Source organism: Iodobacter fluviatilis, from assembly GCF_004194535.1.
Taxonomy (GTDB): Bacteria; Pseudomonadota; Gammaproteobacteria; order Burkholderiales; family Chitinibacteraceae; genus Iodobacter; species Iodobacter fluviatilis_A.
The window spans coordinates 3769598-3785086 of sequence record NZ_CP025781.1; the positions used below are offsets into that span (position 1 = coordinate 3769598).

Sequence of the window (15489 nt, forward strand, 5' to 3'; positions counted from 1 at the left end):
TTATTCTGTCTAAATGAGACGCTGGTGTGTATTGATTTTACAATGTGATAGTGATGCTTAAACTTTTAAATACTAGTCTAGTTTTTCGCAGTGCCACGCTGGTACTCTGCATTGCTTTGCTTACAGGCGCAATTTTTTCTGGGATAACTTATTTTGTATTGGTAGAAAAAGAGCGAACAGAACATCGTCTTCACACTAATGAATTACTGAGCACGGTTGAAGATACCGTGAAAATTGCTTGTTTTTTAAATGATAAAAATTTGGCTGCTGAAGTTGTTCGTGGCTTGCTTAAAAGTCATTTTATTAATCGCGTTATTATTAAAAACGAACACGCTATTCTTGCCCAAGCTGGCGGCGAAAAAATTGGGATCGATGAGTTGGTGCAAGGTAGTATTGTTCGCCAAATTAGTTCGCCTTTTAATTCCCAAGAAATTGTCTGCCAAATAGCCTTAGATTTAGATCCGCAAGTGATTCAGAGTAACGCTGCTGAGCGTTCTAAATTTATTGTTTATATACTGCTTATGCAAGCCATGCTGGTGGCCTTAGCTGTAGTATTGATTGTGTTGCACCTGATTACGCGGCCTATTAAAGACATTTCTGATCACTTACATCATCTTTCAGCAGAGCTCGGCGCTAAGCTGCAATTGCCAAGCGGGCATGGCAGTGATGAAATTGGCCGATTGGTTGACGACGTTAATGCATTGTTAAATCGCTTGGTGTTGATTTTAGATAATGAGCGAAATTTACGTATTCAACGTGAAATAGATGAAAAAAAATATAGAGCCATCTTTGAAAATGCGGAAACGGGCATTTTTGTAGTAGATAAATTTGGCCGTTTACATTCCTATAATTTATCCTTTATGCGTTTATTGGGGGTAGAGCCTTTAACTCCTTATCGAGTGGAAATGCTGCAGTATTATTTAGGTGGAGCGGCATCACGCTGCTGCGAGCTGATTGATTTATCACTAAAAGAAAATAGAGGGGTAAATGAAGATTTGTTTGTTTCATTCTTGGATGAAAAAGATAGCAAGTGGCTAAGCTTGGTACTTAACCCGATTGATGAAGTCATGCTGCAGGGCTTGCTGGGTGATGTTTCTGATCGTAAAAGAAGCGAGGAGTCGGCAAAAAAAATAGCCTTATCATTACAAAATGCCAAAATAGCTGCCGATCGTGCCAATCAAACAAAAAGTGATTTTTTGGCCAATATGAGTCATGAAATTAGAACGCCATTGAATGCGATTTTAGGGTTCTCTGCTCTGTTGCGGGACACTACGCTTGATGCACAGCAAAAAGACTTTGTAGCGGCTATTAATACCGGTGGTGATGCTTTGCTTTCGCAGATTAATGATCTGCTTGATTTTTCTAAAATTGAAGCCGGTAAATTAGAACTTGAATTGCTTGATTTTGATTTACGCAGAACAATTGAAGAATCATTAGATTTAGTGATGAGCAAGGCGGTAGAGAAAAAGCTAGAAATGGTTTTGTTAATTGATCCAAATGTGCCGTGGCGCATGAATGGAGACTCTAGTCGCTTAAGGCAAATTCTATTAAATTTGCTGAATAATGCAATTAAGTTTAGCAGTAAAGGCCCTATTTTAATTCGGGTCAACACGATGCTGATTAGTAGCAATCAGTATCGTTTGCATATTGATGTCGTGGATAAGGGTATTGGAATTTCGCCCGCAGTTCAAGCTCAGTTGTTTAAGCCTTTTGCGCAAGCAGATGCTTCAACCACTCGCCGTTTTGGTGGCACGGGGTTGGGGCTGTCGATTTGTCGGCGCTTGGCTGAGGCGATGGGCGGGCAGATTGATGTGAGTAGTAAGGAGGGCGAGGGCTCTATTTTTTGGTTTGAAATTATTTTGAGTAAAGCAAATCAAATCCACCCCCCTTTTGTGCTGCCTGCCGAGTTAATAGGGCAATCGGTCTTGCTGCTTGCCGAGTTGCCCGAAAATTGCGAGCTATTATCGGTGCAATTGCAAGCCTTGGGTTTTGTTGTTAAGGCATTCACCAGTGGCGATGCGTTTTTGCAAGTACTGCAACAGCGGCAAGATATTTGTTTAGTATTTTTAGATGCTCAATTGGTTGAACAAGACGATTTTCAATTACTGACTGTCGTACGTTCAACTCCTCTGTATGCCGAGTTGCCCTTGATCTTGCTCAGTGGTGGTATAGGTTTGCTTGGGCGGGCAGAGCAGGCGCGTGATAGGGGGTTTAATGCGCTGCTGAATAAGCCTATTCGTACTGCGCAATTATTTGAATGTTTGCAAGTGGCTTTTTCTTTGCAGGTCAAAAAAGAGGAAATACCATCACTGCCGGCTATTGGTATGCAGTATTTTGTTGAAAAGCCTTATGTTTTATTGGCGGAAGATAATTTATTAAATCAGAAAATTGCCTTGTTGATGTTAGAAAGAATTGGTTGCCGTGTTGATGTGGTGGACGACGGTAAAGCAGCAGTACAAGCGGTTGAGAAAAATACATATGATTTGGTACTGATGGATTGCCAAATGCCTAATATGGATGGCTTTGATGCCACTCGCACAATTAGAGCCCTTAGTAGTGATAAATGTAATGTGATTATTTTAGCGCTCACAGCAAATGCATTTAAAGAAGATATACAGCGCTGCCTTGATTCGGGTATGAATGATTTTTTATCCAAACCAATTAGTATTGAAGTCTTGCAGGCAGAGTTATTAAAGTGGATCTCAACTACGCGTTAAATGATTCAACCCTCTGTTTAGATACTTGGTAGGCCCCAGTCATCCCTCCACAAAACCAACTCATTCTAAGTGGAATTTTCTCGCAGTCTTTGATTGGTAAGCAAACTGATTGTATTTAAATGTTGTTTGCATGTTGGCCTTTGGTTGAGTTGTGGGGGCTTACCTATTGCTAGCAGGTTAGAGCAGGCTTAAATATTACCAGTTAGTCCAATTTTGAAAAAAAGCGCTACTGCATTTTATTGCAGTAGCGCTGATTGTTTATTACTTAATCATCTTTGCAATTTTTGCTTCAAATTCATCAAAGCGTTGTTTAAGCGCCTGCATTTCAGATTTTTTTTCTGCCTGGCCTAAAAATGAATAGCGGATGCTATTCATGGCCGTATTTTTTAGCTCGTCGTAAGATGGTTTGTAGCGGCTGGCGTAGAGCAGGTATTCGCCGCTGAGATTATTGCGCGATACGCCAGGATCATCACTAGAGATGACAAATGGTACACCGTGGCGGCGGTAAACTTGAATGGGGTGCGCTTCGTTTTTTACGCCAAGAATAAACTCATTACTTGTTAGGTTAACTTCTACCGCAATGTCTTTTTCTTTTAGTTTCTTTAAAAGTAGATCAGCATTTTTTTCGTGGGTAATGTCAATGCCGTGGCCAATACGATTTGCGCCAGCGATCTGTACTGCGTCATTAATATGATTTTTTAATCCTTCTGGTGGTACCATGCCAAGCGCTAATTCACCCGCGTGCAGGGCTAGCTTACTATCTGGATAGCGTTTTTTAAAGAATTTAAACATTTGCATATGCAAATCATAATCACGCATCGCAACGTGTTCATTTTCTGGCCCTACAATATTCACTGCCACAATGAGATCACTGGCTTTATCTGCGGCAAAAGCGGAATACATTTGGCTAAAGACCAATGATGGCGATAGATTGCGCAATACATAGGCTTGTACGCGTAATTTAAAATCGCTGCTATCAATGCCTTTGGCGGCGTCTTCCATGATCTTTATATAGGCGCTAATTTGTTGCTGGCTGGTGGTGTCTTGCGCCATAAAATCGGCGTAGCGGGTGAAAATAGCTTCAGCATTTTTTGAGTTTTGCACTAGCTGATTTATTTCTTGGTCTAATTCTTTATTGCTGATGCTTGGGGCTAAATCGACCATCGTTTCTAAGTATTGTACGTTTTCTGCCTGTGCACGCTCTTTTAAAGATTGAAAACCTTCATGCATGGCATAGCTAGCAACCGGCATAAAATAGAAAAAGGTATTAAAGAAGTTTTGATCGGGGGCGGGTTGTTCATGGCTATGATTGCTGAAATCTTTATCAGACCATTTTTGTAGTAGCTCGCGATAAAAAGCATTGTTTTGGCGAGTGGCATCGGCGCTTAAACAAATTTTGCTACTTGCATCACTAGGGCTGGTGTTGATATGAAATTTTTGAGCGTTGAGTGCGGCATTGTCTTCGCTATAAATGCAAAATTTTTGTCTGCCTACCCATTCCAGATAGGTCTCGGCATAAATGGCACCAGAATAATGGTGATGTAAATCAGCGCCTTTAGGCAGCATATTCATCAAAAGCCCCAGCTCTGCTGTATTGGGTGTGGGGGCGCTGATTAATTGCGAATAGTATTGCTTGGTTTGCGTGTAGTTATTATTGATATCTTTTGCGTGTGCAGCCCCGATAGCAAGCAGACAGAGTACAAGTAGTTTAGTTTTCATCTTAATCCTTTTTTATTGATGGAATGGTAGATTATAGTCCGCAATAAAATATTAAATGAATAAGGTGTTAGAGCGCTTGCATTTTTTTAAATTGCGGAGTTGATTATTGCTTATGCGCAAATTGCATATAATTGATTGATATAAAAGGGAAAAAAGTCGGCCTATAAGGAATGTTTTTTTTTGGTCAAATATTATACGCCCAACTGTTGTGCAAATGAATTACAAAATAATCAATTGTTGATTGTAAGCGAAATATGCTCAAATTAAATGTAATAGATATTTTACAACATCATAAAGCCTACGTTCGTTTTGCTTGATTGGCGGGCTGATTCAAGCTGCTTTTAAGTAGTGACTAAGTCCGACAGGCTGCTAGATGCGCCGATATAGTCGTAAACATTAAGCGGGCTGTGCTCAATTTTTATACTTTCTTTATACCCATCCGCTCGTTTTTACCAAAGTCTTTACGCCGCTTTCCATACAGTGCATGGGTCAACTTCTTTTATGGCTACCCAATGGATCTGATCTATTTTGGCGCTTTATGTGTATTTGCAGCGTGCCCTGCCTTGCTGGCGGTGGTATGTAGCCGCTTAGGTGGTGAAGCATGATGCTGCTTATCTTGGGCGTTGCTGCGGCACTGCTTGTTTACCTTTTTTATGCCTTGTTTAAGCCGGAGCGTTTTTAAATGACTAGCGATGCAATGTTCCAGTTGGGGCTGTTTTTACTTGTTTTGTTGCTGCTCTCTTGGCCACTTGCGGCTGTGATTACCAAAGTAATGTGTGGGGAAATCAATGGCCCTTTGCGTATTTTAAAGCCGATTGAACACGGTATTTATCGCTTGGCTGGGATTCAGCCCAGCCAAGAAACAACTTGGAAGTCCTACGCTTTTAGCCTGCTGCTGTTTAATTTTGTTGGCGGTGCGGCCTTGTATACGCTGCAACGCGTGCAAGGTGGTTTGCCATTTAACCCACAGGCTTTGGGGCCGATTAGTCCAGATTCAGCCTTAAATACAGCAATTTCCTTTGTTACAAACACGAACTGGCAAGGTTACGGTGGTGAGACCACCATGTCTTACCTGACACAAATGCTGGGTTTGACGGTACAGAACTTCTTATCTGCTGCAACTGGTATTGCGGTGGTCATTGCGCTAATTCGTGGTTTTGCACGGCATAGCGCCAGTACGGTGGGTCATTTCTGGGTGGATATGACCCGCGCCACTTTATATATTTTGTTGCCGCTTTCTTTGGTGCTGTCACTGGTGTTTGTGGGGCAGGGCATGATTCAGAATTTATCTGCATATAAAGAAGTGCAAACCTTACAGGCCAGCATTTTCCAGCAGCCTAAGCACGACGCTCAAGGTGAAATCATTAAAGACGTTAAGGGCGCACCAGTTTTAGAAGACGTGGTAAGCCATACCCAGACCTTGGCGATGGGCCCCGTAGCATCGCAAGAAGCGATTAAATTACTCGGCACCAACGGGGGTGGTTTCTTTAATGCGAACTCGGCGCATCCTTTTGAGAACCCAACGCCGTTTACTAATTTCTTACAAATGTTGGCCATTTTCATTATCCCTGCGGCGCTGTGTTTTGTGTTTGGACGCATGGTGGGGGATCGTCGCCAAGGCTGGGCCATTATCGCTTCGATGGCGCTGATTTTTGTCGCCATGTACGCCGTGTTGGTGTATGCCGAGCAAAAAGGCACGACCGGTTTGGCTGATCTAGGTGTTGATCAGATGGCCAGTCTGACGCAAGCCGGCGGCAATATGGAAGGCAAAGAAGCTCGTTTTGGAATTACGGCAACGTCGCTCTTTATTGCTGTGACCACCTCGGCTTCTTGCGGGGCGGTCAATGCCATGCATGATTCACTGACTCCTCTGGGTGGAATGGTGCCCACGGCATTGATGCAGCTGGGAGAAGTGGTGTTTGGTGGCGTGGGCTCGGGCCTGTATGGCATGTTGGTATTCGCCATCTTAGCGGTGTTTATTGCCGGCTTGATGGTGGGCCGCACGCCTGAATACTTAGGCAAAAAAATTGAAATCTTTGAGATGAAGATGAGCGCGCTGACGATTCTAGTTACGCCAATTTTGGTGCTAACGGGTACAGCGATTGCGCTGATGGTGACAGATGGCAGGGCGGGGATTTTAAACCCAGGCGCGCATGGTTTAAGTGAAGTGCTGTACGCATTTACTTCGGCCGCCAATAACAACGGCAGTGCGTTTGCTGGCTTGTCGGCGAATACCCCGTTTTATAACGTGATGTTGGGTGTTGCGATGTGGTTTGGTCGCTTCTTGATTATTGTGCCAGTGCTGGCGATAGCTGGCTCCTTAGCCGCTAAAAAACGCCTTGCTGTTACAGGCGGTACCCTGCCAACGCACGGGCCCTTATTTGTGGTGCTGTTGGTGGGTACGGTCTTGCTGGTAGGGGCACTTAACTATGTGCCCGCCTTGGCACTGGGCCCTGTGGCTGAACATCTACAAATGATTGCACCTGCTAAGTAGCCGTTCAGAGCGGGCTAATCTGCAAATTTGTATTCAAACCATTGCAACTCTTTTTGGTAAAAAGCGATGAATACTCAAGAAGTAAATCGTACTAAGCCCGCCGCAGCGTTTGTGCCTGTAGCGGTGGCCGCTTCGCAGCAAATGCCTGTCGCTAATAAAAAACTTTCTTTACTCGACCCACAGTTGATTCAGCCGGCGATTGTTGATTCGTTCAAAAAACTAGCGCCTAGAACGCAGCTAAAAAACCCCGTGATGTTTGTGGTTTATGTAGGCAGTATTTTAAGCACGCTGCTGCTGATTCAGGCGCTGGCTGGCCAAGGTGAAGCGGCTACAGGCTTTATTGCTGGGGTGTCGGCCTGGCTGTGGTTTACCGTGTTGTTTGCAAACTTTGCTGAAAGCTTGGCAGAGGGGCGTAGCAAGGCACAGGCCGCTTCTTTAAGAAACACCAAGAAAAATGTCATTGCTAAGAAACTGTCCGGCCCTGGTCGTAAATATGGCAAATCGATAGCCGATAGTGCCAGCCTGCGTAAAGGGGATTACATCTTGGTTGAAGCCGGTGATGTGGTGCCTGCAGACGGTGAAGTGATTGAAGGCGTGGCATCGGTGGATGAGTCAGCCATTACGGGTGAATCTGCGCCGGTGATTCGCGAATCGGGCGGTGACTTTACTGCGGTAACTGGTGGCACACGCGTGCTTTCTGATTGGGTGGTGGTGCGGGTTAGCGTGAATCCAGGTGAGGCTTTTCTGGACCGCATGATTGCCATGGTAGAGGGCGCTAAGCGTCAGAAAACACCCAATGAAATTGCGCTAACGATTTTATTGGTGGCGCTGACCATTGTGTTTATGGTGGTGACCATCACGCTGCTGCCATTCTCGTTATTTAGCGTAGCGGCGGGGCATAGCGGCTCACCAATTACGATTACGGCGCTGATTGCATTGTTGGTGTGTTTGATTCCAACCACGATTGGTGCTTTGTTGTCGGCCATTGGTGTGGCAGGGATGAGCCGCATGATGCAGGCCAATGTGATCGCTACATCGGGCCGTGCAGTAGAAGCGGCAGGGGATGTGGATGTACTGATGCTGGATAAAACCGGCACGATCACACTGGGTAATCGTCAAGCCTCCGCTTTTGTGCCCGCCCCAGGCGTGACAATGGAAGAGCTAGCCGATGCCGCGCAATTAGCTTCGCTGGCTGATGAAACCCCAGAAGGGCGCAGTATTGTGGTGCTGGCTAAGCAGAAATTTAACCTGCGTGAGCGTCAACTATTAAGCCACGCTGTAGAATTTGTGCCCTTCACCGCGCAAACCCGTATGAGTGGCGTGAATTACGATGAACGTTTAATCCGCAAGGGTGCGATCGACGCCATTAAAAAACACGTTGCCACCATGGGCGGTGCATTCCCAGAAGCGGTTGGCAAGATCGCAGATGAAATTGCTCGCCGTGGATCAACGCCTTTACTCGTGAGCGATGGCGCTAAGGTGATGGGCGTGATCGAGCTAAAAGACATCGTAAAAGGTGGCATTAAAGAGCGCTTTGCCGAGCTGCGGCAGATGGGCATTAAAACCATCATGATCACGGGTGATAACCCGCTGACCGCTGCGGCGATAGCCGCCGAAGCGGGTGTGGATGACTTTTTGGCAGAAGCCACGCCAGAAGCGAAACTTGCCATGATTCGCCAATATCAAGCCGAAGGTAAATTGGTGGCGATGACGGGTGATGGTACCAATGATGCGCCTGCACTGGCGCAAGCCGATGTGGCGGTGGCCATGAATACCGGTACGCAAGCGGCTAAAGAAGCCGGCAATATGGTGGATTTGGATTCTAATCCAACTAAATTGATTGAGATTGTAGAAATCGGCAAGCAAATGCTGATGACACGCGGCTCATTAACCACCTTTAGTATTGCTAACGATGTGGCCAAATACTTTGCCATTATCCCCGCGGCGTTTGTATCGACTTATCCGCAATTGGGCGCTTTAAATGTAATGGGATTAAATAGCCCTCATTCAGCCGTGATGTCGGCGGTGATTTTTAATGCGCTTATTATTATGTTTTTGATTCCTTTAGCATTAAAGGGCGTGAAATATCGTGCTCAGGCTGCCGCGCAATTACTACGCAATAATTTATTGATTTACGGATTGGGTGGTTTATTAGTGCCTTTTGCCGGAATTAAACTCATTGATATGGCATTAGGTGCAATGGGCCTAGTTTAAAAAAACGGCATTTAAAGCGATAGGACTGGCGTATGGACATGATTGGGAATGCACTACTCATTGTTGTCATGCTGCTCTTGCCCTACGGGGTGTGGCGTTGCGCCCGCTGCTGCTGGCGGCGCTCTCCCACCCTCCGTGAATATTTAGCCAAACATGCTGCATGCAAGGGGGAGGGAGAGGTGGGATGTTACCGCTGTGGTGCTTTCCATCCTATAGCGGCTGAAGATTTGTCTGCTGTGCGTTGTAAAACGCTGTGCCGCTGTTGCAAAACAGTGCTGTGGCGTAGTGATTTCTGAAGTGGTGAGCCATGGCCGCTACGTAATTTAATTTTGAATTGATCAGTAAGATGATCATAAGGAATAATAATGAATGCCCAATTAAGACCCGCTCTTGTCATTTTTGCTCTACTTTCTGCTATAACCGGCTTGGCTTACCCACTTATGGTGACCGGTATTGCCCAAACCATCATGCCCGATCAGGCCAATGGCAGTTTGATTACAGATCAAGGTAAGACGGTTGGCTCTAGCTTGATTGGCCAGAATTTTAGTGAGCCGCAGTACTTCTGGGGCCGCCCATCTGCAACCAGCCCGATGGCTTATAACGGCAATGGCTCTGGTGGCGCTAATTTAGGCCCGACCAACCCAGCACTGCTGGGTACTGTAAAAGCACGTGCTGAAGGGCTTAAAAAAGCCCATCCTGATCAGGCGGGTAGTATCCCCGTTGATCTGGTAACGGCATCGGGAAGTGGTCTTGATCCACATATCAGCATCGCAGCAGCTAGCTATCAGTTGGAGCGCGTGTCGGTTGCGCGTAAGCTATCAGCAGAGAAAGTAGGTAAACTGCTGGAAGAAAGCACCGAAGGCCGTCAGTTTGCGGTGTTTGGTGAGCCAAGAGTGAATGTGTTGAAACTAAATTTAGCGCTGGATCAACAATATCCACTGGCTAAGTAAGCACTCAGAAAAACACATACATAGATATAACCCCCTTAGCGAACTTTGATGGATCGCCCGTGTGGGCAAGGCTCGCCCACCTTACATATTTACCTTTATTGAAGCCATGACCGATACCCGCCCCGATCCCGATTCCCTGCTCGATAAAATTAAACGTGAAGACCAGCAGGCGGTACGCGGGCGTTTGAAGATTTTCTTTGGCGCTTGCGCCGGTGTGGGTAAAACTTTTTCCATGTTGGCGGCAGGCCATATGCAGCAGCGCCTTGGCGTAAATGTATTGGTGGGGGTGGTTGAAACGCATGGCCGCAGCGAAACCGCCGCCCAGCTACAGGGGCTGAAAGTATTGTCTGCTGCAAAAATTGAATATCGTAGCCAATGGCTATCTGAGTTTGATTTAGACTCTGCGCTAGCCTTAAAACCTAAGCTGATTTTGATTGATGAGCTGGCGCACTCTAATGTGGCGGGCTCTCGTCACCCCAAGCGTTGGCAAGATGTAGAAGAGCTATTGGCGGCGGGGATTGATGTTTACACCTCGCTGAATGTGCAACATCTGGAGCGCTTAAACGATGTAGTTGGGCAGATTACGGGCATTGTGGTGCGCGAAACGCTGCCAGACCATGTGTTTGACGCGGCCAATGAAGTCACGCTGGTTGATTTGCCGCCAGACGAGCTGTTGCAGCGCTTGGCGGAAGGCAAGGTTTATCGCCCCGAGCAAGCTACCCGTGCCAGCCAAAATTTCTTCCGCAAAGGTAATTTACTGGCGCTGCGCGAGCTTGCTTTGCGCCGTACGGCCGATCGGGTGGATGCCCAGATGCGTGCGTATCGAGCCGATCAATCTATTCAGCCGGTTTGGCAGGCGCATGAACGTTTACTCATTAGCATAGGGCCTTACTCAGGGGGTGAGAAGCTGATCCGTAATGCCTGCCGCCTTGCTGCTAGCTTGCACGCTGATTGCTTGGTGGTGTATGTAGAAACGCCAGAGCTGCAGCGCCAAGGCGAGGCTGCGCGTACGCAGGTGCTAAAAGCCCTCAAGCTGGCCCAGGAATTAGGCGCAGAAACCAGCGTGCTGGCAGGAGTAGATCTGGTGGATACCCTGCTGGCCTTTGCCCACAGCCGCAATGTGTCCAAAATTGTGGTGGGTAAATCGCAGCGCAAAAATCTATCGCGTTTATTACGTCGCCCCTTATTTGAGCGGCTGGTGGAAAAAGCCAGTGATGTGGATGTCTATGTGGTGGCTCACGATATCAGCGAGCCAGCTACGGCAGATTCATCCCCCAATAGCCTGTTGTTTGATGAAGTGACACCTAAGCTACAGCGCCATGGTTATTTTGCCGCGTTGGGCGCATCGGCGATCACTACGCTGCTAGCGGCGGGCCTGCTGCAGTTTTTTGATCTGGCTAATGTGGTGATGCTGTATTTGCTGGCCGTGGTGCTGGTCTCGGTGCGTTATGGACGAGGAGCGGGGGTAATGGCTTCGCTATTGTCGGTGGCTTCGTTTGATTTCTTTTTTGTTGCACCCCGCATGTCGTTTACCGTGTCAGACACCCAGTATCTACTGACATTTGCCGTGATGCTGGCCGTGGCATTAATCATTAGCCACCTGACATCCCGCTTGCGTTTTGAAGCGACAGTGGCCACTTATCGCGAGCGGCGTACCCGGGCTTTATACGAGTTGGGTAGAGAGCTATCTGGCGCACTGACCGCTACGCAAATTGTAGAAACCAGCGTGCGTCATCTTGATGGCTTATTTCAATCGAAAACGCTGCTGTTTATTCCTGATAGTGAAGAAAAAGTACGCGTGTCGCACGAGCATGCCAATGCCGATTTGGGCATCGCCCAGTGGGTATACGACTATCAACAGCCAGCAGGGCTGGGAACCCACACCCTGCCTGCTGCGCCATTACTTTATATTCCGCTGAAAGCGCCAATGCGCACCCGTGGCGTACTGGCGCTTTTGCCTGGGGATAGCAAACATGTGTTTTTACCCGAGCAGCAAAGACTACTAGAAACCGCCGCCAGCCAAATTGCGCTAGCGCTGGAGCGGGTGCATTACGTTGAAGTGGCGCAGGACGCTATTGTGGTGATGGAATCAGAGCGCTTGCGTAACGGTGTGTTGTCGGCCGTCTCACACGATTTACGCACCCCGCTGACCACGTTAGTTGGCCTTGCTAGCCTCTTAGATAAAGACGAATTACCACTGCAATGGCGGCAGATTTCGCAAAGTTTGCAAAAAGAAGCGATGCGGATGAATCATATGGTCAGCAATCTCTTGGATATGGCTAAGCTGCAGTCCGGTGTAAAGCCAAATAAAGAATGGCAGCTGCTCGAAGAATCCGTTGGCGGGGCGGTGAGAGTGGCTGGGGCTAGCCTTGCAGCGCATCAGGTTAAAGTAGAATTGCCACGCAATTTACCCATGCTGGAATACGATGCTGTGCTGATGGAGCGTGTGTTGGTCAATTTACTGGAAAACGCAGCCAAATATACGCCCGCTGGCAGTATCATGACGATCTCTGTAAAAAAAGACGGCACGATGCTGCGGATTTGCGTCAGTGATAATGGCCCAGGCTTACCGGAAGGCGCAGCCGAACGTTTGTTTGATAAATTTACCCGTGGCACTGTGGAGTCCGGCGCGCCTGGGGTGGGCCTTGGCCTCGCTATTTGCCGCAGCATTGTGTTGGCGCATGGTGGCCAGATTAGCGCTAGAAATCTAGACCCTCACGGCGCAGCGTTTGAATTCACTCTACCGATGGGCACACCTCCGGCTTTGCTGGAGTAGCGGTTGTTTTGCATATGGATCATGCTCGGTGGGCAAGGTTTTTTTGCTACCCGATGTACTCATAACCAGCAAAATTAAAAAACAACAATAAGCATCACCAGTAGGGGCGCCTATGTCAGATATTCCTATTACCGTTGTTATTATTGAAGATGAAAAACCGATTCGGCATTTTTTGTCGGCGTCGCTGATCGATGCAGGCATGCAGGTATTTGATGCAGAAACGGGTAAAAAAGGTCTGATCGAAGTGGCCACCCGTAAGCCGGATCTAGTTATTTTAGATTTGGGCCTGCCCGATATGGATGGTGTGGTGGTGATTACCCAGCTGCGGGAATGGTGCGAGTTGCCGATACTGGTGCTGTCGGCCAGAACGCAAGAGGCGGAAAAAGTGCGTGCGCTAGATGCGGGCGCGGATGATTTCTTGACCAAGCCCTTTGGCGTGCCTGAATGTCTAGCGCGTATCCGCGTGCTGCTGCGCCGCCATGCCCGTGGGCAGAATGTGCAGCAGGTGCAGGAATTTGGTCAGGTCAGAATTGATCTGGTTAATCGTCAGGTTTATAGAAGCGATGCCCCTGTTCACTTGACACCTATCGAGTATAGGCTGTTAACCACCTTGCTTAGATTTCAAGGCAAAGTGCTCACACACCGTGAATTGCTCAAAGCCGTATGGGGGCCATCGCACTCAGAAAGCAGTCAATATTTACGTGTTTATATGGGGCATTTGCGGCAAAAATTAGAAGTAGACCCCGCCTTGCCACAACATATCATCACTGAAACTGGTGTGGGCTATCGCTTGATGAGTTAGAAAGGTTTTTGTAGGTAGTTATAGGCAGTGTGGCTAAAGCTGTTAAGTGCAATAATTACTGCCTGCGAAATCTGCAAGAAAATTACTTTCAATTATTTTGGATTAAATTGTGTTTAGCTCTTCCTTACGTGGCAAGTGTTCTGCCTGTGCTCCGATGTTTGTTTTGCTTGAATACGAAATGTTCTTGTTTGATAACCGTATTGATTTTGTCTGGGAGCGTCTTGGCAGCGCGCAGGGTGATTTTATTGTTCAGTTTGAAAATAGCTCACTGAGAGATGCCTTGGATTGGCTGGTTCGGCAAGGCGCTACGGATGAAGCCCAAATTAAGCTCGCGCTTGAGGTACTACTGGATGAAACTACGCCAGAAAATGCCCTCTATCTTGAGAAGTTCTTAAGCCTTAATCCGGCACTGATCGGCAAAAAAATTCAGCAATTAATGTTAGATCTTTTGATAAAGCATCAATTTTTGAATGATGAAAACGCGGCGCTGGCTAAGCCACATTTAGCGCAGGTAGGTGCGCTTTTGCATGAGCATTATTTGCTGCGAGAAGTGCTGGATTGGCTAGTCGCCGAGGGATATTCCAGCGCCTCCCAAGTGCAAAATGCGATTGATACCTTGCTGGCAGAGCATGCTTTTGATAAAGATACATTATTGCGAATGCGCCCAATTAGCCCTGAGCGCATTAATCCGTCTTTGCACCCATTGCTCACTCGGCAATATCTTCAGCAGCTGCAAGTGCTGGGTTTCTTAGCCCATATACAGTATCAAAATCTGCAAGCCCGTGTTGATACCGGCGCATTACCAGAGTATGACGATGCATCCATCAATGGCCTGCTAGATTGCCTCATCGCCAGCCATTACATTCCGCAGCAAGAGGCGGAGCAAAGAAAAACCTATTTGTTTAGTGGGCAAGTTGAAACAAGTCTGTTAACAGAATCTTTTATTTATGCGCTACAAGCGCTGGATTTTGATCGCACGACCTCGATGTTTCTGCTGTGTCAGGAGCAAAATAAGGCGTTGAATAAAAAATTTGTTTGGTGGTGCTGCGCCGTATTGGTTCTTTGTATCGCGAGTGTGATTGGATTTATGCAGCTACCTGCCACTGAGCCGCTGCTTGCAACGACACCACTGTGTAATTCGAAAAACGTGGGCACCAATGTCTCTATGACACTGTATCAAATGGAGGCCAAGAATAATATTTACCGCCCCTCTGTAGATAAGGAGCAGCAAAGGTCTGATATTCATCCCGCCAAAGAGATTGGATACGATAGTTTGAGCAAATCTCGTGCCTGTCGTGTTGTTTTTAAGAGTAAAGGGGAAAAAATAGTCATTGCTTATTTGATAGAGCCAGACAAAGATAACGCCGAATTATTTAGCCTTAAGTTCAAGCCCCTTGATTATCTGAATGTTCGTTTTGGGCCGAATGCGCTTGACCCAGCGCTGAGCGGGCCTTTGAGTAGTGACGTCTTAGATCAGGCGGTGCGGGATGGCTTGAAGTCTATTGATGCTGTAATGAATGATAAATGGGCTATGGGCTTGAAAAATAAAAAATCGCGGCTTGATGACTTATGGGGCGTTTTGCCGGATGGAAAATGTACCTCATCTGCAAAAGAGCAGCTAAGGTGTCCTATTTTGATTGATTACACCGATTCGTATCTGGCTGCTTTGGGCGTCTCGGCTGAGATGCAGTTTAAAGCAACCATCGATTTGAAACAGGTGGGGGATAAGTGGGTGGTGGGGGATGATTTCTTAACGCAGTTTATGACGGCTTTGGCGCTTGCCCGGGTTAAAAATGTGGTGAGTAAAGGTACTTAAG

At 47.0% G+C, this 15489-nt stretch carries 9 protein-coding genes; 8 read left to right on the top strand and 1 reads right to left on the bottom strand.

Going from position 1 to position 15489, the window contains the following annotated elements; translation table 11 throughout:
* The first annotated feature begins 53 nt into the window (after positions 1 to 53).
* A complete protein-coding gene (locus C1H71_RS16725) occupies positions 54 to 2717 on the top strand; it encodes a PAS domain-containing hybrid sensor histidine kinase/response regulator (RefSeq protein ID WP_130107577.1) in 2664 nt (887 codons plus the stop codon).
* Positions 2718 to 2978: 261 nt separating this feature from the next.
* Here the strand turns inward: C1H71_RS16725 and C1H71_RS16730 are convergent, their stop codons facing one another.
* Entirely contained in the window at positions 2979 to 4436 is a 1458-nt protein-coding gene (locus C1H71_RS16730) for an adenosine deaminase (RefSeq protein WP_130107578.1), read from the bottom strand.
* A gap of 604 nt (positions 4437 to 5040) precedes the next feature.
* Between C1H71_RS16730 and kdpF the strand changes: the two genes are divergently transcribed.
* The 7 genes from kdpF (at position 5041) to C1H71_RS16765 (ending at position 15488) form a co-directional block, all read left to right on the top strand.
* Entirely contained in the window at positions 5041 to 5118 is a 78-nt protein-coding gene (gene kdpF / locus C1H71_RS22020; RefSeq protein ID WP_374704462.1) for a K(+)-transporting ATPase subunit F, read from the top strand.
* Positions 5119 to 6930, top strand: a complete 1812-nt coding sequence (gene kdpA / locus C1H71_RS16740; RefSeq protein WP_130107579.1) for a potassium-transporting ATPase subunit KdpA — start codon at positions 5119 to 5121, stop codon at positions 6928 to 6930.
* Positions 6931 to 6996: 66 nt separating this feature from the next.
* On the top strand, positions 6997 to 9144 hold the full coding sequence (gene kdpB, locus C1H71_RS16745) for a potassium-transporting ATPase subunit KdpB (RefSeq protein ID WP_223145901.1): 2148 nt from the start codon (positions 6997 to 6999) through the stop codon (positions 9142 to 9144).
* A 365-nt stretch (positions 9145 to 9509) separates the two neighbouring features.
* On the top strand, positions 9510 to 10094 hold the full coding sequence (gene kdpC, locus C1H71_RS16750; RefSeq protein WP_130107580.1) for a potassium-transporting ATPase subunit KdpC: 585 nt from the start codon (positions 9510 to 9512) through the stop codon (positions 10092 to 10094).
* Positions 10095 to 10155: 61 nt separating this feature from the next.
* The gene (locus tag C1H71_RS16755) at positions 10156 to 12870 is read left to right on the top strand and encodes a DUF4118 domain-containing protein (RefSeq protein ID WP_262488314.1); all 2715 of its coding nucleotides are present in this window, start codon (positions 10156 to 10158) and stop codon (positions 12868 to 12870) included.
* A 112-nt stretch (positions 12871 to 12982) separates the two neighbouring features.
* A complete protein-coding gene (locus tag C1H71_RS16760; RefSeq protein WP_130107581.1) occupies positions 12983 to 13672 on the top strand; it encodes a response regulator in 690 nt (229 codons plus the stop codon).
* Positions 13673 to 13781: 109 nt separating this feature from the next.
* Positions 13782 to 15488, top strand: coding sequence for a hypothetical protein (locus C1H71_RS16765; RefSeq protein WP_130107582.1), 1707 nt, complete (start codon positions 13782 to 13784; stop codon positions 15486 to 15488).
* Position 15489: the final 1 nt, after the last annotated feature.